This is a genomic window from Pelagibius litoralis (assembly GCF_011683915.1).
GTDB lineage: Bacteria > Pseudomonadota > Alphaproteobacteria > Kiloniellales > Kiloniellaceae > Pelagibius > Pelagibius litoralis.
On the sequence record NZ_JAAQPH010000006.1, the window covers coordinates 113,377 to 132,990 of the forward strand.

Genomic DNA, 19,614 nt, shown 5'->3' on the forward strand with positions numbered 1-19,614 from the left:
AACCCAGGAAGGGGTACACAAACGACCGCTTTTCGGAAGTTGCCGGGCAAAGCCGGCGGCCGGTGCTGCTATTTCTTGCCGTTCCAGAAGGGATGGGTCTTTGCGAAGGCCCTCCAGGTTTCCCGCATTTCCGGCTCGAAACTGAGCACGCCGTGCGCATACCAGCCGATCACCTTGCCGATGGCCTGGTCCAGGCCGGCCGGGCGGCGCGCGCCGGCCCGTGGCCCGGCCAGCTCGGCCAGAAGCGTCTCGGCGACCGCGACATCGTTCAGATGGCCGAGGCTTTCCTGCAATCCCCGCATGGCTTTGAGATAGGGTTTTTCGGTCTTTGCGGGGTAGAGGGCGCGGAAGAACTCCGTCGTGTAGCGTAGTTTCTTCATGGCAATGCGCACTTCGTGCCGCTTCTCGACCGAAAGCCGGTCGAAGTGCTTGCCCAGCTTCAATGTCTTGCGGTGTCGTTTGGTGAGCAGCTTGTTTGCCAGCGTGATCAACGGCTGGTCCAGCCAGACCGCCTGCGCCGGCGTCAGGGCCGCACAATGCCAGGCGCGGTCCTCCAGCCAGCCGCCCAGGCGCAGCAGAAACCGGGTATAGCGCGGTTCGCTGACGGCCTCGCGCACCTGCTGATAGGCTTCGGCGCGGCGTTTTTCCGCCACCTTTCTGAGAACGGCGAGATCCTTGTCGCCGGGGCGGTTGGCTTCCACCGGCGCCAGCAGCTCAGCCAGGAATACATCCCAGTCGCGGGCCGGGCCAAGCGCATTCAGGGCCCAGCGTGCTTCGGTATTCAGCCAGCGGTGGTGGTCTTCGGGCAGCAGTTCGGAAAAGACCGAAAGGGCGGAGCGGAATCGCCGCAACCCGACCCGCATCTGGTGCACGCCCTCAGGGTCGCTGCCGTCGAGGGCGGCCGCCTCGTTGGCCGTCCAATGCAGAAGGCAGGCTTCCAGCACCGCCGCCAGTGCGTTGTCGGTGCGGGTTTCCGCCGTCAGGGCCAAGGGTTTTGCCGGGTGCCAGGCTGGCTTGCGGCCGGTCGCCAGGGCATAGCCGCGGGCAGATTTGCTGCGGGTTTCCAACTGGGTCGGTGCGACGTCCTGCAGCGCCAAAGCCAAGTCGAAGAGCGCGCGGGGTGTTCCCTCAACCAACTCCAGCTCGATCTCCGAGAGCGGTTGAACGCTGCCGGAGGCTTCAATTTCACCACGGTCGAAAGCCGCTTCGATGACCTTCAAACGGCCCAGGGAGTCGGTACCGTTCACCTGCTGGATCTCGCGGTGCACCCGGGTGACGAAGACAGGGCGCAGCTCACCGGGCAGGATCAAGCCGAGGGCGGCACGGATCTCAGGGTCATCTATGATATCGAGCTGCGGTTCCAGCGAAGGAACCGGGCCCTCCCACTCGCCGCGGCTGAACAGGCTGGCCGCCTCATTATCGCCGGTTTTCACGGTCTGGATGAAGCGCGTACCGTCGCGGCGGATACGAAACGCCAAGCCGCGCTTACGCAAGCGCAGGTCCGCCGTGTCGAAGTAGATGTTCTCCAGCTCCTTGACCTTGGGCGCCGCGCCATCGCGTCCGCGCAGCATCGGGGCCTGCCAAAGGCGCTCAAGGGTTTCCGGGTCTGCCGCAAGCTTCAGTTCGACTTCGGTCGCCGTGGAGGGTTGGTTCGCCATACAACAGTCTCCCTTCACTCGCCCTCATTACTCGGGCGGTTGTTGCATCGGCGAAATGCTGTCGGCGGCTTGTGCTGGGCACATTTACCCTGGTGCTGCAGGCCCCTCAGCCTTACAGATTTCGCTCACATCTGCTTTTCATGACACCCGTAGAACGGGCGCCTGCCCTGTTGTCTTTGCGTCGCCTTCACGACCATGGCCGAGGCAACGTTTTCGTTGCATTCTTACGACCCTGTACAATTGTGGAGAAGAACGCATTTGTGCAAGGCAAATCGTCGGGTTTTCGACATTCGATTGGTCATCATAATCAAATGATTAGGAAGTTGGTCTGATGCCCCATCTTTTGCTGCTGCGCCACGCCAAATCGAGCTGGGACGCCCCCGCTCTGAACGATTTCGACCGGCCTTTGGCAGATCGGGGACGGCGCGCGGCCCCGGTTATGGGAAGCTTTATCGGTGCCAAGCCCTGGCGGCCGGCGCTGGTGCTCTGCTCCTCTGCCGTGCGGGCGCGTGAAACCCTGGATCTGGTGCTGCCGAAGCTGCCTGTCGAGCCGTCACTGCGCTATCTGAAGTCGCTTTACCTTGCCCCGCCGAGCCGCATGATTGCGCTGCTGCGCCAGCAAGCGCCTGAAGTCGCGAGTATCATGGTGGTTGCCCACAACCCGGGCATGGAAAATCTGGCGTTGAGGCTGGCCAAAGACGCAACCACGCCGGCGGCCCGGCGGATGGCTGAGAAATTTCCCACCGCGGCCCTGGCCCATTTCAAACTGCCGTCGTGGCGGTCCCTGGGAGAAGAAGAGGCCGCGTTGAAAGATTTTATCCGCCCCCGGGACTTGGGATAATCTGCCGCGGTGCAAAGATTTCGCCGCAAAGGCGGTGCGGCGGGGCCTGAGGCCTGCTAGTTTCGCGCCAAGCAGTAATCAGGAGGAAGACCCCCCGTGAAGATCACCGAGATGGACCGGCGCCTGCGCAGCCAGAACTGGTTCAACGACCGGGACAATCCCGGCATGACCGCCCTTTATCTGGAACGCTACCTCAACTATGGCCTGACCAAGGACGAGCTGACCTCCGGCAAGCCGGTCATCGGCATCGCCCAGACCGGCAGCGACCTCTCCCCCTGCAATCGTATCCATGTCGATCTGGCGGCACGGATGCGTGACGGTATTCGCGATGCCGGTGGCGTTGCCTTTGAGTTTCCGGTTCACCCGATCCAGGAATCCGGCCGCCGGCCGACAGCGGCGCTGGATCGCAACCTGGCCTATCTCGGGCTGGTGGAGATTCTGCACGGCTATCCGCTCGACGGCGTGATCCTGACCACCGGCTGCGACAAGACCACGCCCGCCTGCCTGATGGCGGCGGCCACCGTCGACCTGCCGGCCATCGTGCTCTCCGGCGGACCGATGCTGGATGGCCATTGGGACGGCGAACTGGTGGGCTCCGGCACCGTGGTCTGGGAAGGCCGCAAGCTCCATGCCGCCGGCAAGATCGACTACGAGGAATTCATCGAGATGGTTGCCGCCGCGGCCCCCAGCGCGGGCCACTGCAACACCATGGGGACAGCCCTTTCGATGAACTCCCTGGCCGAGGCGTTGGGCATGTCTTTGCCGGGCTGCGCCTCGATCCCTGCGCCTTATCGCGAGCGCGGACAGATGGCCCATGCCACCGGCAAGCGCATTGTCGACATGGTCTGGGAGGAACTGACGCCTTCAAAGGTCATGACCCGCGAAGCCTTTGAGAACGCCATCGTCGTCAACTCGGCGATCGGCGGCTCCACCAATTGCCCCCCGCACATCACCGCGATCGCCCGCCACATGGGCGTTGAGCTGGATATCGAGGACTGGCAGACCCACGGCCATGATATTCCTCTGCTGGTGAACTGCCAGCCCGCCGGGGCGCACCTGGGCGAGGGCTTTCACCGCGCCGGCGGCGTGCCGGCGGTGATCGGCGAACTGATCCGCGCCGGCAAAATGCGTGACGGGGCGATCACCGTGGCCGGCAAGACCATGGGGGAGCTTCACAGTACGTGCGAGGCCGGCGACCGGGATGTGATCCGTCCCTACGATCAGCCGCTGATGGAAGAGGCGGGTTTCGTGGTGCTGTCCGGCAACCTCTTTGATGCCGCCGTCATGAAGACGTCGGTGATCAGCCCGGAGTTTCGCGAGCGCTACCTCTCCACGCCCGGGCAGGAAGACGCCTTTGAGGGGCGGGCCATCGTTTTCGAAGGACCGGAAGACTATCACGACAGGATCAACGATCCTGCTTTGGAGATCGACGAAACCTGCCTGCTTTTCGTGCGCGGCTGCGGGCCCATCGGCTATCCCGGTTCCGCCGAGGTGGTCAACATGCAGCCGCCCGACGCGTTGATCAAGGCGGGGATTATGGAACTGCCGACCATCGGCGATGGGCGCCAGAGCGGCACCTCCGGCAGCCCCTCCATCCTCAACGCCTCGCCGGAATCGGCAGCGAGGTCCGGCCTGGCGATCATCCAGACCGGCGACCGCGTGCGGGTGGATCTCAATACGCGGCGCGTCGACCTGCTGGTGGACGAAGCGGAAATCGCGGCCCGCTGGGCGGACTACAAACCGCCGGCGCTGGAGCATGAAACGCCCTGGCAAGAGATGTATCGCGGCATGGTGGGCCAGCTCTCCACCGGTGGCTGCCTGGAGCCGGCGGTGCACTATCACCGGGTGGTCAAGTCGCTGCCCAGGCACTCGCACTGATCTGCCGGCCGGCCGGCGCCGGCGCAACAAGAAGGAAAGCATGCAATGGGGGATCGCCTGGCGGGCAAGACCACGCTGGTTACCGCAGCCGCGCAGGGTATCGGGCGGGCGACCGCGCTGGCTTTTGCCGCCGAGGGGGCGTCGGTCATGGCGACCGACATCAACATCGACCGGCTGGAGGAACTGGGCGGTACGCCGGGCATATCGACACGGCGCCTGGACGTGACCGACACCCAGACGATCCATAGCCTGGCCGCGGAGATGCCGCCGCTTGATGTACTGTGCAACGTGGCGGGCTTCGTGCACCACGGCTCGATCCTGGACTGTCCGGAAGAGGACTGGGACTTTTCCTTCGATCTGAATGTGAAGTCCATGTACCGCATGATTTCAGCCTTCCTGCCGCCCATGCTGGATGCCGGCGGCGGGTCGGTCGTGAACATGGCCTCGGTCGCCTCGTCGCTGACCGGCGTGGCCAACCGTTGCGTCTACGGCGCCAGCAAGGCGGCGGTCATCGGCCTTACCAAATCGGTGGCGGCCGATTTCATCAAACAGGGCCTGCGTTGTAATTGTATCTGCCCGGGCACCGTCGAATCCCCCTCGCTGGACGACCGCATCGCCGCTTTCGATGACCCGGTCGAGGCCCGCAAGGCCTTCATCGCGCGTCAGCCGCTCGGCCGCCTCGGCACTGCGGAGGAGATCGCCGCCATGGCGGTCTATCTGGCCTCTGATGACTCGTCCTATACCACCGGCACGGCCATGGTCGTCGACGGCGGCTTTACGCTTTAGGGGTCAAGGTCGCAGGCCGGACTCAAGGAAAGTGTCGCGGGCGCGCACGGCGGCCTGGGTATGGGCAACCGTCAGGCCGCAGCAGCCGCCGATGATCTGCGTGCCTGCCTTCAGCCAATCCAGATAGAAAGACTGCAGGCGATCCGCTTCGATGACATCCACAAAGCGCCAGTCGGGCATCTCGAAATAACCGCCGTCGGGGTAGGCCATCAGGGGACCGCCGAAGGCCTTCCTGATTTCGGCCTGAGCCTCGGCGATGAGGTCGGCGCCACTGTGCATGCAGCCGGCGGCATCGACCCCGGCACCCGGCAGCAAGGCCGTGACGGCGTCGAGCGGCAGGTCCTCCAGGTGATGAAAGCTGAGCAGCTTGCCGTTGTCTCCACGCCGGGCGCTGAGCCCGAACCAGATCGGCAGGCCGGTTGCTTGTGCCGCTTCCAGGGCCAGCCGGCTGCGCAGAGGATGGTACATCATCTCCAGGATCAGCAACTCGGCGCCTGACGCCTTCAGGATCTGTGCGAGTTCGTGGAAAGCCTCTGCTATCTGTTGTTCTCCCGGCATGGCCTGAGGATCGACCCGGGCCGTTCCGCCGGTCAGCGGAACCATGTGGGAGACGGAGCCGGCAACCACGACCCCGCTGTTGGCCGCTGCCGCGTCACGGGCGCGCAGGGCGGCTTCCACCGCGCGGCGGTTGATCTCCTCCACCCGGTCGCCGTAGCCCGCCGGGGTCAGCATCAGCCGCGAAGAGGCATAGCTGTTGGCGGTGATCACCTCCGCCCCGGCGGCGATATAGTCGCCGTGGATCTCGCTCAACAGCCGGTCGTTGTCCAGGGTCGCCACACCGCACCAGGCCGCCGGGTCCATGCTGACGCCGCGGCGCTGCAGCTCGGTGCCGGTGGCGCCGTCGAGGATGACGATTTCCCCGTCGTCGAGGCGTTCTTTCAGGTTCGCGTAAGACATTAGCTGTCCGTGTATGTTCGTTGTTTTATAGCGAGTTACGCCGCTAACTTGACACGCCGTTCGCGGTAGAGCAGGTAGAGGCCGCTGGTCAGTACCACGGCGGCCCCGGCCAGGGTCCAGGCATCCGGCAGGTCACCGAAGACCAGAAAACCGAGCAGCACCATGGGCACGATCTGGGTGTAGTTGAAGGGTGCCAGGATCGGCGCCGGCGCCAGGCGGTGGGCCAGGATCAGCATCCAGTGACCTACCCCGCCGAGGGCGCCGAGCAGCGCCATCAACAGCCAGCCGGTCAGGTCCGGCGTCTGCCAGACGAAGGGCACGAAGGGGGTGATCATCACCATGCCGATCAGGGCGGTGTAGAACTGGGTGGTCGCCGCCGGCTCGACGCCGGCCAGCTTGCGGGTGATGATCTGATAGAGCGCGGCGGCGGTCGCGGTGAGCAGGGAAAGCCCGGCGGCCCAGTGGATCATGCCCAGCCCGGGGCGCACCACGATCATGACACCGATAAAGCCGACAAGGATGGCGGCCCAGCGCCTGGGACCGATCTTCTCACCCAACAAAGGCACGGCAAACAAAGCGACGATCAGCGGCGTCGAAAAGAAGATCGCCGAGGTCTCGGCCAACTGCAGATAGCCGACGGCCACGAAGTTGCTGCAGGTCGCGGTGAAAAGAAGAAGGGAGCGCAGAATCTGCGTGCCAAGACGCTGGCTGCGTATCAGCCCCATGCCGTGACGGGGCCAGAAGATGATCAGCGCAAAGACAAAGTGCCCGGCATAACGCGCCCAGACCACCTGTTCCGTCGGATAGAACTGCACTAGGTACTTCGCCGTCGCATCCAGCATTGCAAAGGTGGTGAAGGCGGCGACCATCAGGGCAATACCCTGCAGCGGCGCGTTCACCAGCGGTTGGATCTGGAGGTTCCGGGAAGTCTGCATCTGCGGTCTGTGCCAGCCTCTGCGTTGCGGCCGGCCCGGCCCGCGACAGGCGGCGCCCAGAGCGGCAGATCATGCTAGCGGGGCTTGCCGCGGGGCGGTAGGCCCATCTCCGCAGGGCACCCATGTCCGTTTGAAGGGCCGCAACAGCCTTTCAGTAGGTTGCGCGACCGCCTGATACATCGAAAACCGCGCCGGTGCTGAAGGAACAGTCCTCTGATGCCAGCCAGGCGATGAGAGCTGCGACCTCTTCGACCTGGCCGAAACGCCCCATGGGAATCTTCGAGAGCATGTAGTCGATGTGCTCCTGGGTCATCTGCTTGAAGATGTCGGTCTCGACCGCTGCCGGTGTAACGCAGTTCACCGTCAGCCCGCTGCCGGCGGTTTCCTTGCCGAGCGACTTGGTGAGCCCGATGACACCGGCCTTGGCACTGCTGTAGGCCGCGGCATTGGGGTTGCCCTCTTTGCCGGCGATGGAGGCGACATTGACGATGCGTCCATAGCGCCGCTCCAGCATGCCGGGGATCATCGCGCGGCAACACAGGAAGACGGCGGTCAGGTCGAGGTCCAGAACCTGCTGCCAATCGCTCAGGCTGTACTCCCAGGTTTTCTGGTTCGGGCCGGTGATCCCGGCGTTGTTCACCAGAATGTCGGGCGGGCCCAGCGCTGCCACGGTCTTGGCCAGCGCCTCGGTTACCGCCGTCTCGTCGGTGATGTCCAGCGCGCAGGGCAGGACGGCTTGCGGATCGGCGAACGTGCTCCGGGCGGCGGCGAGGGCGGCTTCGTCGATGTCCCAGAGCGCGACCCTGGCACCGCCTGCGGCAAGACGCTTCGCGGTTGCCAGCCCGATGCCGCGCGCGCCGCCGGTGACGACGGCGCTGCGCCCTTCGAAATCCTGTGCCGCCATTTTCCTGCCCCTCCCGTTTTCCCAATCCTCTGGGTGTTCTTGCGGCGCGACAATAGCGCCTGATGGCGATTCCCGCCTTGGAATGTTTCCGTAACGTTATTCGCCAACGAACGGATTCACCGTCAATTCCTGGCGTGGCCTCGGTGATCATGGTTAAGTTGAGTCTTGCTGGCCGGGTCACAACTTGGCCCAAAAAAGCCTCGCGGGGGCCGACTTATGGGCTCGCTACCGGGTGTTTGAGCAAGCATGGTGATGCCCGGGACGCTTGCCGCGGCAGGTACGCACAAGATAATGGACGCGGTTACGTATACGATGTATGCTAGTCGCTGATAAATAAGATAAAGGCCGGGATCATCGGCTTTTGAGAATGGGGAGGAAGCATGGCTGACGTCGAGATTTGCGACGTTCGCAAGTCGTTTGGCGCCACAGAGGTCCTGCATGGGGTGGATATCACCATCCCGGACAAGTCCTTTACGGTTCTGGTCGGTCCTTCGGGCTGCGGCAAGTCTACGCTGCTGCGTATGATCGCCGGTCTGGAGAAGGTCACCTCGGGCGACATCGTCATCGAAGGTCAAGTGGTCAACGACGTGCCGCCCAAGCAGCGCGACATTGCCATGGTCTTCCAGAACTATGCGCTCTATCCGCATATGAAGGTCTTCGACAACATGGCCTTCTCGCTGAAGCTGGCCAAGGTCGATCCGACGGTGATCGAAGAGGCGGTGCACCGCGCTGCCGGTATCCTGAACCTGGAAGATTATCTGGAACGCTATCCGCGCCAGCTTTCCGGCGGCCAGCGCCAGCGCGTGGCCATGGGCCGCGCCATCGTTCGCGACCCGCGGGTTTTCCTCTTCGACGAGCCGTTGTCGAACCTGGACGCCAAGCTGCGGGTGCAGATGCGCACGGAAATCCGCGAGCTGCACCAAAGGCTCCAGACGACGACGATCTACGTCACCCATGACCAGATCGAGGCCATGACCATGGCCGATCAGATCGTGGTGATGCATGACGGTATCATCGAGCAGATCGGCGCGCCGCTGGAACTCTATGACAATCCGGCCAACGTCTTCGTTGCCGGCTTTATCGGTTCGCCGGCCATGAATTTCCTGACAGGCGCGGTTGAGCGTGGCGGTCAGGCGCGGGTGGCGATGGGCAACGGAACCTTCCTGCCGCTGGGGGAACAGACGGCGGCGGGCGACGGCCAGCCGGTGGTCTACGGCGTTCGCCCGGAGCACCTGGAACTGGTGTCGGAAAACGATGGATTCCCTGCCGACGTGGTGGTGGTGGAACCCATGGGATCCGAGACCCAGGTGCTGGCGCGACTGGAAGGCCGGGAGATCACGGCGGCTTTCCGCGAGCGTCATGATTTTCACCCGGGCCAGAAGATCCATCTGCGGCCGGATCTCGCCAAGGTGCACCTTTTCAGCCAGGAGTCCGGCCAAAGACTGTAAGCCGGAACGGCCGTGGCCCGAGGTTTTCAATTGATCTGAGTTTTTTTTACTGGGAATCCGTTATCAGAATTTCGAAGCAAAAAAATGGAGCGGGAGGAATAGTCATGGACAAGAAATTTACACGCCGGTCAGTTCTCAAAGGCACAGCGGCAACGGTTGCCGGTGCTGCCTTGGTCAGCAGCGACTTTATGGATTGGAGCAGCGCCTGGGCAGCCGACGCGCCCTTCAAGCCGGAAGCCGGCGCGAAGCTTCAGGTGCTGCGCTGGAAGCGCTTCATACAGTCGGAGGAAGACGCCTTCATGGAGCAGGTGGCCGCCTTTACCAAGGCCACCGGTATCGAGGTCGAGGTTCTGAACGAGTCGCTGGACGACGTGCAGCCCAAAGCCTCTGTCGCGGTCAACGTCGGCTCCGGGCCGGATTTGATCTGGGGCTATTATTCCCTGCCGCATCTCTTCCCCAACAAGTGTACCGACCTGACCGACCTGGCTGATTACCTGGGCGGCAAGTACGGCGGCTGGGTCCCGGCGGCGGAAACCTACGGCAAGAGCGACGACAAATGGATCGGTATCCCGGTGTGCTTCGGCGGCAATTACATCAATTACCGCAACTCCGCCATCGAGAAGGCGGGCTTCAAGGAAGTGCCGCAGGACCTCGACGGCTTCCTGGCGCTTTGCCAGGGATTGAAGGCCGGCGGCATGCCGGCCGGCATGGCCCTGGGCCACGCTACGGGTGACGCCAATGCCTGGGTCCACTGGGCGCTTTGGGCGCACGATGCGGCGATGGTCGACGAGAACGACAAGGTCATCCTTAACACCCCCGAAGCGGTGGCGGCCTGCGAATATGTCAAGAAGCTCTATGACGCCTACATTCCGGGCACGGCGTCCTGGAACGACGGCTCCAACAACAAGGCCTTCCTGGCCGGCGAAGTCGGCCTTACCAACAACGGCATCTCGATCTATCAGAAGGCGCTGGTTGATGGTCTGGATATCAAGGACGACATGGATCATGCCTACTATCCGGTCGGGCCGGTCGGTGTGCCGACGGAATTCCACATCGCCTATCCGATGCTGGTGCCGACCTACACCAAGTTCCCGAATGCGGCCAAGGCCTTCATGGCCTTCCTGATGGAAGCCGAGCAGTACAACCGCTGGCTCGAGGGTTCGGTCGCCTATCTGACTCATTCGTTGAATGCTTTCAACGACAACCCGATCTGGACCTCCGATCCGAAGCGCAAGATCTTCGCGGAAGCGGCGAACCGCACCCTTGTCGCGGGCTATAAGGGCTCGGTCGGTCAGAAGTCGGCTTCGGCGATTTCCGAGTTCATCGTCGTCGACATGTTCGCCAATGTGGCGACGGGTCAGATGTCGGCGAAGGAAGCCGTCGCAGACGCGACGAAGAAAGCACGGCGGATTTACCGCTAAGGAAGGATGCCGGCTTGCACGCGTTCCCCGCAGGCGCTGCGCTTTCGGGGGCGTGATGCAAGCCGGTAATTTCGGTTCGCAGGTAGTTTGAGTCCCATGACGCCAAGAAGGATAGCTTGATGGCGGAATCGACGCTTCGCAGCGGAACGGCGGAGATCCCGACGCCTGGCCTTTGGAGCCGATTGGTCCATGATCGGAACTGGCTGGGCTTCTGGTTCATGATGCCGGCGGCGGCAATTCTCATCCTTTTCCTGACCTACCCCCTGGGCCTGGGCATCTGGCTTTCCATGACCGATGCCAGCATCGGCAACCCGGGAAAGTTTATCGGCCTGCTGAACTTCTATGACAAGGAATGCTATGGGCCCGGCGACTGCGAGCTCTACGGCCTGTTCGGCGACACGGTCTTCTGGCAGTCGGTCTGGCAGACGATTTTCTATACGACCTTCGCCAGTGTCGTGAAGTTTGCCGTCGGTCTTTATCTGGCGCTGTTGCTGAACAATCACATGCCGTTCAAGGCCATCCTGCGGGCCCTTATCCTATTGCCCTTCATCGTGCCCACGGTGCTGTCGGCCATTGCCTTCTGGTGGATCTACGACGCGCAGTTCTCGATCATCTCCTGGGGTCTTACCAAGCTCGGCCTGATCGATGTCTATATTGATTTCCTGGGCGATCCCTGGAACGCCCGCTGGTCGCTGATCTTCGCCAACATCTGGCGCGGCGTGCCCTTCGTCGCCATCACCCTGCTGGCCGGCCTGCAGACCGTGCCGGCATCGCTCTACGAGGCGGCGACCCTGGACGGCGCCAACCGTTGGCAGATGTTCCGCCATGTGACCTTTCCGGTGCTGACGCCGATCATCGCGGTGGTGATGACCTTCTCCGTTCTTTTCACCTTCACAGACTTCCAGTTGATCTGGGCGATTACCCGTGGCGGTCCGGCCAATGCCACCCACCTGATGGCGACGCTGAGCTATCAGCGCGCGATCCTGGGTGGCAACATGGGCGAGGGCGCGGCGATTTCCACGGCGATGATCCCCTTCCTGCTGGCCGCGATCATGGTGTCCTGGTTCGGTCTGCAAAGACGCAAGTGGCAACAGGGAGAAACCGATGACTGACGTGGCCAAGAACCCGACGGTCGCGGGCAACGACGACTCCGAGGGTATGGACTACCTGATGACCCGCCGTACCCGCTGGGTCACTGTCTACCTGCCGCTTTCCGTGATTGTCTTCATCCTGCTGTTCCCGTTTTATTGGATGACGCTGACCGCCCTGAAGCCCAATGCCGAGCTTCTGGACATGAACACCACGAGTCCGCTCTGGGTAGCCGATCCCACGCTTTCGCATATCCTTCATGTGATCCTTGAGACCGACTATCCGATCTGGATGTGGAACACCATGCTGGTCTCCGTCGTGGCGACCTTCATCTCGCTGGTTGCCTCGGTCCTGGCGGCCTATGCCATCGTGCGTATTCGCTATAAGGGCGCGCAGTGGGTCGGCGGCTTGATCTTCCTGGCCTACCTGGTGCCGCCGTCGATTCTCTTCATTCCGCTGTCGGTCATCGTCCACGCCTACGGGCTGTTCGATACGCCCATGGCCCTGATCCTCACCTACCCGACGATTCTGATTCCGTTCTCCACATGGCTGCTGATGGGATACTTCAAGACCATTCCCTATGAGCTGGAGGAATGCGCCCTGATGGACGGCGCCAGCCGCACCCAGATCCTCATGAAGATCGTGCTGCCGCTGGCCGTGCCGGGCCTCATCTCGGCGGGCATCTTCTCCTTTACCCTGTGCTGGAACGAGTTCATCTACGCCCTGACCTTCATCTCCACGACCTCCAACAAGACGGTGCCGGTGGCCATGCTGTCGGAGTTCGTCGACGGCGATATCTATCGTTGGGGTTCGTTGATGGCCGGAGCCTTGCTCGGTTCCCTGCCGGTGGCGATCCTTTACTCCTTCTTCGTCGAGCATTATGTCTCTTCGATGACCGGCGCGGTTAAGGAGTAGCGCGGCTGCCCCACCCGGCCGGTTTGGGAAGGGGGCATTGGGATGATCATCAGGGAAACTTTGGAATCCGATCTGCCGGCTTTGTTGGATATCAATCGCCTGGCCTTCGGTGAGGACGACGAGGCGGCGCTTGTGCAGGATATTCTCGGCGATCCCAGCGCGGAACCGACGCTGTCGTTGATCGCTTTCGATGGCGAGCGGCCCGTCGGGCATATTCTGTTTTCGCGGGCCCGCCTGAGCGAACCGGACAGCAGCAAATCCCTTGCGATCCTGGCGCCACTGGCGGTCGTTCCCGATGCCCAGCGGCAGGGTATCGGTGGCCGGCTGATCGAGAGCGGTCTGGCCCAGCTCACAAAATCCGGCGTCGACCTGGTCTTTGTGCTCGGCGATCCGGATTACTATCAGCGCCATGGATTTCGGCCCGCCGGCCGGCAAGGCTTAAACGCCCCTTACCCTGTTTCGGATGAGCATGCGGATGCCTGGATGGTTCAGGGGCTCCGCGAGGGTGCGATCGATACTGCGGGCGGCAGGGTGGTCTGCTGCGATGTGCTGGACAGGCCGGAGCTCTGGCGCGAGTAGGCGAAGAATCGCTGCCTATCGAGGCGGCCGGCGGTGTAGGATCACCGCTTCTTTTCGTATCTCTTCTTTTTGATCCGGAGTCTGGGAATGTCCGCGAACACCTCTGAAGACAAACTACGCTGTGTCGCCCCCCGTGGGGCGCCGGTACCGGTGGTCTTCGACAGCCCGCACAGCGGCAAGACCTATCCCGAAGACTTCGGCGCCATCGCGCCGCTGGCGGTGCTCAGGCGCGCCGAGGACGCCTTTATCGACGAGCTTTACGACACGGCACCGGACCATGGGGCGCCGCTGATCGCGGCGGAGTTCCCGCGCATCTACATCGATCCGAACCGCGATCTGGTCGATCTCGACCCGGCGATGCTGGACGGGCCCTGGCCGGAACCGCTGGTGCCCAGCCGCAAGACCGAGCTGGGGGTTGGACTGGTCTGGCGGATGATGCCGCCGGATGCGCAGCTCTATGACCGCTTGCTGAGCGTGGCCGAGGTGCGCCGCCGGATCGATACCTGCTGGCAGCCCTATCACGATGCGGTTGCCAAGGCGATCGATGAGGCTCATGGCCGCTTCGGGCAGGTCTGGCACATCAACTGTCATTCCATGCCCGCCATGGGCAACAGCGGTACTGAGGACGGGCCGGTGGCGCGGGCCGAGTTCGTGCTCGGCGATCGCGACGGCACGACCTGCGCACCCGCTTTCACCGCCTTTGTCGCCGACCAATTGGCAGACTTGGGCTACGAAGTGAAGATCAACGAACCCTACAAGGGCGTCGAACTGGTGCGCCGCTACTCGGACCCGGCGAAAGGGCGTCATAGCCTGCAGGTCGAGATCAACCGCAAGCTCTACATGGATGAGGAGCGGATTGAGCGAAACGGCGGTTTCGACGCTCTCAAAGGTAATATCGACCGACTGATCGCCGTGATCTGCGCCTACGCCGCCGAACGCGTAAGGTGACCCAAGGCCGCAGGAAACAAGCCCCGGCGGCAAGATGAACAAAGTTTAATCTGCCGGCAAGGCGATGGTAACGCCCGGTCCCCACCTCTACAGCAGTTCCTGCATCTGCTGAGGAGAGAGCACCGTGGCCTCTGTCGTTACCCTAAATACCCGATTTTCACGAGAAACAGCGGTCCCGGCGTCTTCCGGCCGCCGGCCTTTTCCGCTGACATTGTTGGCCGCAGCCGGCCTCTCGGTCGCCCTGATCGCCGGCAGCGTCGCGCCGGTTGCCGCCCGCCCGGCGCCGGCAAGCTTCGCCGACCTGGTGGAAGACGTTGCCCCGGCGGTGGTCAACATCGCGGTGGTCCAGCGCGGGGCGGAGCCCTCTCAGAGCCGCCGCTCCGAAGGGCCCCCCCAGGTCCAACCCTTCGGCGATGACCCGAACCTTCAAGAGTTCTTTGAGCGCTTTTTCGGTCCCGGCGGCCGCCCTGACGGCCGCCAGGCCCAGCCGGAGCGCCCGCGGCAGGGCGCCGGCTCCGGTTTCGTCATCGATCCCGAGGGCTATGTGGTGACCAACAACCATGTCATCGACGGCGCCGATGAGATCACGGTCACGCTGAAGGACGGCACGGCTTACGAAGCCCGCCTGATCGGCGCAGATCCGCGTACAGATCTTGCCGTCCTGAAGATCGAGGCCGACGGCCCGCTGCCCTTTGTCGAATTCGGCGAGTCGGACGGCCTGCGCCCGGGCGATTGGGTGGTCGCTGTCGGCAACCCCTTCGGTCTCGGCGGTTCGGTGACCGCCGGCATCGTCTCGGCGCGTGGCCGTGATCTGCCCGGCGGCAGCCTGATCGACTTCATCCAGATCGACGCACCGATCAACCGGGGCAACTCCGGCGGTCCGACCTTCGATTCCGAGGGCGCGGTTATCGGCGTCAACACGGCGATCTACTCGCCCAACGGCGGCAGCGTGGGCATCGGCTTTGCGATCCCGTCGAACCTGGCCAGCCGGATTGTCGACGATCTGCGCGACGACGGCAAAGTGGACCGGGGCTGGCTCGGCGTGCGCATTCAGCCGGTAACCCCTGACATTGCCGAGGGCTTCGGTATGGCAGGTGTCGAAGGGGCCCTCGTGGCCGCGGTCGAACCGGGCAGCCCGGCAGCCGCCGCCGGTCTGAGGGCCGGGGATGTGGTGCTTGAATGGGACGGCAAGCCGGTGGTTCGTGTGAAGGACTTGAGCCAGTTGGTCGCCCAGACCCCGGTGGACAAGCCGGCTGAGCTGCGCGTCTGGCGGGATCGCGGGCCGCTGGCTCTGACAGTGGTCACCGGTGCCGTTCCGACCGAGCAGCAGGTCTCGGGCCTGCCGGCGCCGCAATCCGGCGAGGCGCAGAAGCCGGGCAAGACAGAACTTGGCGAGACCGGCGTGACGGTCGCGGCCCTTGACGACGAAGCCCGCGAGGCCCTGGGTCTGAACGGCGCCGACAGCGGTGTCGTTATTGTCGATATTGCACCGGGCAGTCATGCGGCCCGGAGCGGCCTGCGGCCCGGCGATCTGATTCGCAGCATTACGCTTGAGCCGGTGAAAACGCCGGACGAGGCCGTGGCCCGCATCGCCGCGCTTGAAGAGGCCGGCGAGTCGGTGGCGACAATCAAGGCGGTTCGCCAGGGCACCGAAAGCTTCTTCGCCCTGCGCCTCACCAAGATCTGACAGCGCTCGGTGGCTTTCTTATCGGAAAGGGGCGTCCGCGCAGCGCGCTGAGACGCCCCTTTCTCATTCTGATCTCCCGCGCGGGCCAGAGGGGGTTGCGGGCGGGCCCGGAAAGGCATAACCCTGATGACGCTCTGCGAGAGTTTTGACGTGTCATGGATAAGACGCGAGAGGCCGACCTCGATGCGTGTACTTATTGTCGAAGATGACGGTGAGACAGCCGGCTACATCGCCAAGGGCTTGCGTGAGGCCGGCTATACGGCCGAGATCGCGGTCGACGGCAAGGAAGGCCTGCTGCGCGCCGCCAGTGAAGATTTCGATCTGGCGATCGTCGACCGCATGCTGCCCAGGATCGATGGCCTTGCCGTGGTCGAGACCCTGAGGGGGACCGGCAGCAGCCTGCCGATCCTGTTCCTTTCCGCCATGGGCGGTGTCGACGACAGGGTGAAGGGCCTGCGCGCCGGCGGCGACGACTATCTCGTAAAGCCCTTTGCCTTTTCCGAATTGCTGGCACGGGTGGAGGCCCTGTTGCGGCGGCCGATGGCGGGCAAGGTCGAAACCCATCTTCGTCTGGCCGATCTGGAAATCGATCTGCTGTCGCGCCAGGTGCAGCGCGGCGGTCAGCCGATCGACCTGCAACCGCGGGAGTTCAAGATCCTCGAGTATCTGATGCGCCACGCAGGGCAGGTGGTGACCCGCACCATGCTGCTGGAGAACGTCTGGAACTATCACTTCGATCCGCAGACCAACGTCGTCGACGTTCATGTCTCCCGGCTGCGCCAGAAGATCGACAAGGATTTCGATAAGGCGCTGCTGCAGACCGTACGCGGTGCGGGGTACTCCCTTCGTGAACAGGGCTGATCTTCTCAGATCGCGTATCTTTCGCCTGGCGCTGGTCTATCTTTGTTTCTTCAGCCTGGCCGTTCTGCTGCTGACCGGTGCGATTTTCTGGGTCACTTCGAATGTCGTTTCGCGCCAGATCGACACCACCATAGACGCCGAAATTCGGGGGCTGGCCGAGCAGTTCTCGCAGCGCGGTACCCCCGGTCTGATCGTGGCGATCCAGCGCCGCGCCGCAACGGCGGGCCAGACGCGCGGGCTCTACCTTCTGACCGATCCCAACAACCGGGCCCTGGCCGGAAACCTCAGCCGCTGGCCCGATGAGCCGGCGGACGAAGAGGGCTGGCTGACCTTTCGCCTGGAGTTTGCGGAGGCTGAAGGCGGCGGGGTGAATTTCGGCCGCGCGCGAACCTTCAATCTACCCGGCGGACTGCGGCTGCTGGTCGGCCATGATGTGCGTGAGCGCGACCGCGTCGCCGGGCTCATTCGCGAAATCCTGGCCTGGAGCCTCCTGGCGATCCTGGGCATATCGCTGTTGGGCGGGCTTCTCATGAGCCGCGCGCTGCTGGCGCGGATTGAGACGATCAACCGGACCAGCCGTGACATCATCGCCGGGGATCTGACCCAGCGGGTGCCGGTCAGCCGCCGCGATGACGAGTTCGATCAGCTGGCCGGAAATCTGAACGCCATGCTGGATCAGATCGAGCGGCTGCTGGAGGGCATGCGCCAGGTCAGCGACAACATCGCCCACGATCTGCGAAGCCCCCTGGCCCGTCTGCGCAGCGGCCTTGAACTGGCGTTGATCGAAGATCCGCAGTCCGATGGTTATCGCGACGCGATTGCCAAGGCCATCCGCGAAGCCGACAATCTGCTGAAGACCTTTACCGCCTTGCTGAGCATTGCCCAGGCCGAGGCCGGGGCCTCGCGGGATCGTTTCGCCGTCGTGGACCTGCAGGCCTTGGTGCAGGATGTGGTGGAGCTTTACGATCCGCTGACCGAAGAGCTGGGCATTGAGATCGACGTGGACCCGCTGCAGCCGGTCCGGCGCAAAGGCGACCGCGACCTGTTGTTCCAGGCGCTTGTGAATCTGTTGGACAATGCAATCAAGTTCTCGGAGCGGGGCGGGCGGATCGGCATCGGGGTGGAGCAAAAGGACGGGGTGGCCGTTCTCACCGTGCGCGACCGCGGACCGGGCATCCCAGAGGACAAGCGCGAGGACGTTTTGCGCCGCTTCGTGCGCCTTGAGCAAAGCCGCAGCACGGCCGGCAGCGGCCTCGGCCTCAGCCTGGTTCAGGCGGTCGCCCGCCTGCATGACGGTAAGCTGATTCTCAGCGACAATGCGCCGGGTCTCGCTGCGAGCCTTCGGTTACCGCTTTAGCGCTGCTGGCCTCTACCAGCTGTTGCGCAGTTCGCGCAGCTTCAGGAACACGTCCTTGGCACTGGGTGCGTCAGGCAGGTCGGGAAAGGTCTCGCGCAGGCGGGCGATGACCGTCGGGCTCTGCAGGCGAAAGAAGGTATTCACTGTTTTTTCCAACCCAAGGGTCGAGATCATCGCCGCGTCCGGGTCCTGATCGTCGACGTCTCGCAACAGGGCCGCGGCGTCGCCGTTGTCGGGCTCTCGGTCCAGGGTAAAGCGAAGGTTGTTCGCGAAATAGTCGTGGCCGGGATAGATCAGCGTGCTGTCGGGCAGCTTCGACAGTTGTTCGGCGAAGGTGTGGTAGAGCTCATTGGGGTGCCCGCCGTTGTGGCAGTTGCCGGCACCGGCATTGAACAGGGTGTCGCCGCAGAACAGCGCCGGCTGGTCGCTGCGCGACAGCAGGCAGACATGGCTCATGGTATGGCCGGGTGTGTCGAGCGACTCCAGCTCCACCGTCCTGCCGACCTTGATCAGGTCACCGGCGGAAAGGCCCTGGTCCATGCCGGGGATGCTGTTCCTGGCGTTCTTGTGTGCCAGGATGCGCGCGCCGGTCGCCGCCACCATCGGCTTGTTGCCGCCGATGTGATCGCCGTGTTCGTGGGTGTTGAGAATCTGGGTGATCTCCCAGCCGCGATCCTTCGCCACCGCCAGGCATTTTTTGTGGTCGAGCGGATCGACCGCCAGGGCTTCGCCGCTTTCCGGGCAGGCGATCAGGTAGTTGAAATTGCGGTAGGCGTTTCCGGTCCAGATCTGCTCGACGATCATCTCTTGCTCCTTGCACTTCCGGGGTTAGGCCCGGTGGCTTTCCTGACCCGGAGCATAAGCGATTGCACCGAGCTGTGCCATCGCGGAGCAGCGTGACCGGCTAACGAATGAGCTTCAGCAAAGCCCGAAAGTCCGCCGTGTCGGCGCGTTCCAGCCATTCGAAGACAACCATCTCGGCGGTCACCGCGGTTACGCCTTCTCCGATCAGGCTGTTTGTTGCCGGTCGGTCTTGCGCCGGCAGACAGTCAACGACCAGAAAGCGCTGAAGACCTTCTGCCGCAGCCGGCTGAAGTTGCGCGGTTGCAAAGACCAACTGATCCCGCCCGTCGCCCGTCGCTGCGGCAGACGGGATGGTGCCGGGGATACAGCAGGGAACCTGCAGGCGCTGTGCGGCGGCCGTCAGGAGCGATAGATTGGCTTTCTGCTCAGCAAGCGCCGGATCAGCTGTCGGGTCCGGCAGGATCAGCACCGAGCGCTTTGCCGAGAGCAGCATGGCGAATCCGTCGAGGTTCCGACCGGGCCCGGAGCTAGGCGTTTCTTCCGGCA

At 63.5% G+C, this 19,614-nt stretch carries 18 protein-coding genes; 12 read left to right on the forward strand and 6 right to left on the reverse strand.

All coding sequences use genetic code 11. The features are described 5' to 3' along the window. Positions 1 to 68: 68 nt before the first annotated feature. Positions 69 to 1,658, reverse strand: coding sequence for a CYTH and CHAD domain-containing protein (locus HBA54_RS09585; RefSeq protein ID WP_167223855.1), 1,590 nt, complete (start codon positions 1,656 to 1,658; stop codon positions 69 to 71). 331 nt (positions 1,659 to 1,989) lie between these two features. On the opposite strand from HBA54_RS09585, the gene HBA54_RS09590 reads away from it, so the two are divergent. From HBA54_RS09590 to HBA54_RS09600, 3 genes are all read left to right on the forward strand, one after another. Then, a complete protein-coding gene (locus tag HBA54_RS09590; RefSeq protein WP_167223857.1) occupies positions 1,990 to 2,499 on the forward strand; it encodes a SixA phosphatase family protein in 510 nt (169 codons plus the stop codon). Positions 2,500 to 2,595: 96 nt separating this feature from the next. Beyond that, a complete protein-coding gene (locus tag HBA54_RS09595) occupies positions 2,596 to 4,377 on the forward strand; it encodes an IlvD/Edd family dehydratase (protein ID WP_437126179.1) in 1,782 nt (593 codons plus the stop codon). 45 nt (positions 4,378 to 4,422) lie between these two features. Further along, positions 4,423 to 5,163, forward strand: coding sequence for an SDR family oxidoreductase (locus tag HBA54_RS09600; protein ID WP_167223859.1), 741 nt, complete (start codon positions 4,423 to 4,425; stop codon positions 5,161 to 5,163). Between the two features lie 3 nt (positions 5,164 to 5,166). Here the strand turns inward: HBA54_RS09600 and HBA54_RS09605 are convergent, their stop codons facing one another. The 3 genes from HBA54_RS09605 to HBA54_RS09615 form a co-directional block, all read right to left on the reverse strand. Further along, positions 5,167 to 6,120: a homocysteine S-methyltransferase family protein gene (locus tag HBA54_RS09605; RefSeq protein ID WP_167223861.1), complete on the reverse strand. Its 954-nt coding sequence runs from the start codon at positions 6,118 to 6,120 to the stop codon at positions 5,167 to 5,169. A 35-nt stretch (positions 6,121 to 6,155) separates the two neighbouring features. Beyond that, positions 6,156 to 7,055 carry a DMT family transporter gene (locus tag HBA54_RS09610; RefSeq protein WP_205944536.1) on the reverse strand — a complete coding sequence of 300 codons (900 nt, stop codon included), beginning with the start codon at positions 7,053 to 7,055 and terminating at the stop codon, positions 6,156 to 6,158. A 151-nt stretch (positions 7,056 to 7,206) separates the two neighbouring features. Continuing rightward, a complete protein-coding gene (locus HBA54_RS09615; RefSeq protein ID WP_167223863.1) occupies positions 7,207 to 7,959 on the reverse strand; it encodes an SDR family oxidoreductase in 753 nt (250 codons plus the stop codon). Positions 7,960 to 8,339: 380 nt separating this feature from the next. Here HBA54_RS09615 and HBA54_RS09620 point away from each other — a divergent pair, with 380 nt between their 5' ends. The 9 genes from HBA54_RS09620 to HBA54_RS29640 all read left to right on the forward strand — a co-directional run bounded on the left by HBA54_RS09620 (position 8,340) and on the right by HBA54_RS29640 (position 18,264). Beyond that, positions 8,340 to 9,407: an ABC transporter ATP-binding protein gene (locus HBA54_RS09620; protein ID WP_167223865.1), complete on the forward strand. Its 1,068-nt coding sequence runs from the start codon at positions 8,340 to 8,342 to the stop codon at positions 9,405 to 9,407. 104 nt (positions 9,408 to 9,511) lie between these two features. Beyond that, positions 9,512 to 10,828: an ABC transporter substrate-binding protein gene (locus HBA54_RS09625; protein ID WP_167223867.1), complete on the forward strand. Its 1,317-nt coding sequence runs from the start codon at positions 9,512 to 9,514 to the stop codon at positions 10,826 to 10,828. 119 nt (positions 10,829 to 10,947) lie between these two features. Beyond that, complete coding sequence (locus HBA54_RS09630) at positions 10,948 to 11,940, forward strand: carbohydrate ABC transporter permease (protein WP_167223869.1); 993 nt, start codon at positions 10,948 to 10,950, stop codon at positions 11,938 to 11,940. After that, on the forward strand, positions 11,933 to 12,832 hold the full coding sequence (locus tag HBA54_RS09635; protein ID WP_167223871.1) for a carbohydrate ABC transporter permease: 900 nt from the start codon (positions 11,933 to 11,935) through the stop codon (positions 12,830 to 12,832). The genes HBA54_RS09630 and HBA54_RS09635 overlap by 8 nt, the downstream gene beginning before the upstream one ends. 42 nt (positions 12,833 to 12,874) lie before the next feature. Next, positions 12,875 to 13,411, forward strand: coding sequence for a GNAT family N-acetyltransferase (locus HBA54_RS09640; protein WP_167223873.1), 537 nt, complete (start codon positions 12,875 to 12,877; stop codon positions 13,409 to 13,411). A gap of 87 nt (positions 13,412 to 13,498) precedes the next feature. Further along, the gene (locus HBA54_RS09645) at positions 13,499 to 14,359 is read left to right on the forward strand and encodes an N-formylglutamate amidohydrolase (protein WP_167223875.1); all 861 of its coding nucleotides are present in this window, start codon (positions 13,499 to 13,501) and stop codon (positions 14,357 to 14,359) included. 124 nt (positions 14,360 to 14,483) lie between these two features. Then, positions 14,484 to 16,046 carry a DegQ family serine endoprotease gene (locus HBA54_RS09650; protein WP_167223877.1) on the forward strand — a complete coding sequence of 521 codons (1,563 nt, stop codon included), beginning with the start codon at positions 14,484 to 14,486 and terminating at the stop codon, positions 16,044 to 16,046. A gap of 183 nt (positions 16,047 to 16,229) precedes the next feature. Next, entirely contained in the window at positions 16,230 to 16,907 is a 678-nt protein-coding gene (locus HBA54_RS09655; protein ID WP_167223879.1) for a winged helix-turn-helix domain-containing protein, read from the forward strand. Then, positions 16,894 to 18,264 carry a sensor histidine kinase gene (locus tag HBA54_RS29640; RefSeq protein ID WP_205944537.1) on the forward strand — a complete coding sequence of 457 codons (1,371 nt, stop codon included), beginning with the start codon at positions 16,894 to 16,896 and terminating at the stop codon, positions 18,262 to 18,264. The genes HBA54_RS09655 and HBA54_RS29640 overlap by 14 nt, the downstream gene beginning before the upstream one ends. 12 nt (positions 18,265 to 18,276) lie before the next feature. Here the strand turns inward: HBA54_RS29640 and HBA54_RS09665 are convergent, their stop codons facing one another. Beyond that, on the reverse strand, positions 18,277 to 19,068 hold the full coding sequence (locus tag HBA54_RS09665) for a hydroxyacylglutathione hydrolase (RefSeq protein ID WP_167223883.1): 792 nt from the start codon (positions 19,066 to 19,068) through the stop codon (positions 18,277 to 18,279). Between the two features lie 100 nt (positions 19,069 to 19,168). Next, entirely contained in the window at positions 19,169 to 19,561 is a 393-nt protein-coding gene (locus tag HBA54_RS09670) for a hypothetical protein (RefSeq protein ID WP_167223885.1), read from the reverse strand. Between the last annotated feature and the right edge of the window lie 53 nt (positions 19,562 to 19,614).

Coding starts and splice junctions, on each gene's coding strand:
- HBA54_RS09620 (WP_167223865.1), top strand. CDS start 8,340: ATGGCTGACGTCGAGATTTGCGACGTTCGCAAGTCGTTTGGCGCCACA.
- HBA54_RS09615 (WP_167223863.1), bottom strand. CDS start 7,959: ATGGCGGCACAGGATTTCGAAGGGCGCAGCGCCGTCGTCACCGGCGGC.
- HBA54_RS09625 (WP_167223867.1), top strand. CDS start 9,512: ATGGACAAGAAATTTACACGCCGGTCAGTTCTCAAAGGCACAGCGGCA.
- HBA54_RS09645 (WP_167223875.1), top strand. CDS start 13,499: ATGTCCGCGAACACCTCTGAAGACAAACTACGCTGTGTCGCCCCCCGT.
- HBA54_RS09630 (WP_167223869.1), top strand. CDS start 10,948: ATGGCGGAATCGACGCTTCGCAGCGGAACGGCGGAGATCCCGACGCCT.
- HBA54_RS09665 (WP_167223883.1), bottom strand. CDS start 19,068: ATGATCGTCGAGCAGATCTGGACCGGAAACGCCTACCGCAATTTCAAC.
- HBA54_RS09605 (WP_167223861.1), bottom strand. CDS start 6,120: ATGTCTTACGCGAACCTGAAAGAACGCCTCGACGACGGGGAAATCGTC.
- HBA54_RS09670 (WP_167223885.1), bottom strand. CDS start 19,561: ATGCTGCTCTCGGCAAAGCGCTCGGTGCTGATCCTGCCGGACCCGACA.
- HBA54_RS09590 (WP_167223857.1), top strand. CDS start 1,990: ATGCCCCATCTTTTGCTGCTGCGCCACGCCAAATCGAGCTGGGACGCC.
- HBA54_RS09610 (WP_205944536.1), bottom strand. CDS start 7,055: ATGCAGACTTCCCGGAACCTCCAGATCCAACCGCTGGTGAACGCGCCG.
- HBA54_RS09585 (WP_167223855.1), bottom strand. CDS start 1,658: ATGGCGAACCAACCCTCCACGGCGACCGAAGTCGAACTGAAGCTTGCG.
- HBA54_RS09655 (WP_167223879.1), top strand. CDS start 16,230: ATGCGTGTACTTATTGTCGAAGATGACGGTGAGACAGCCGGCTACATC.
- HBA54_RS09600 (WP_167223859.1), top strand. CDS start 4,423: ATGGGGGATCGCCTGGCGGGCAAGACCACGCTGGTTACCGCAGCCGCG.
- HBA54_RS09635 (WP_167223871.1), top strand. CDS start 11,933: ATGACTGACGTGGCCAAGAACCCGACGGTCGCGGGCAACGACGACTCC.
- HBA54_RS09640 (WP_167223873.1), top strand. CDS start 12,875: ATGATCATCAGGGAAACTTTGGAATCCGATCTGCCGGCTTTGTTGGAT.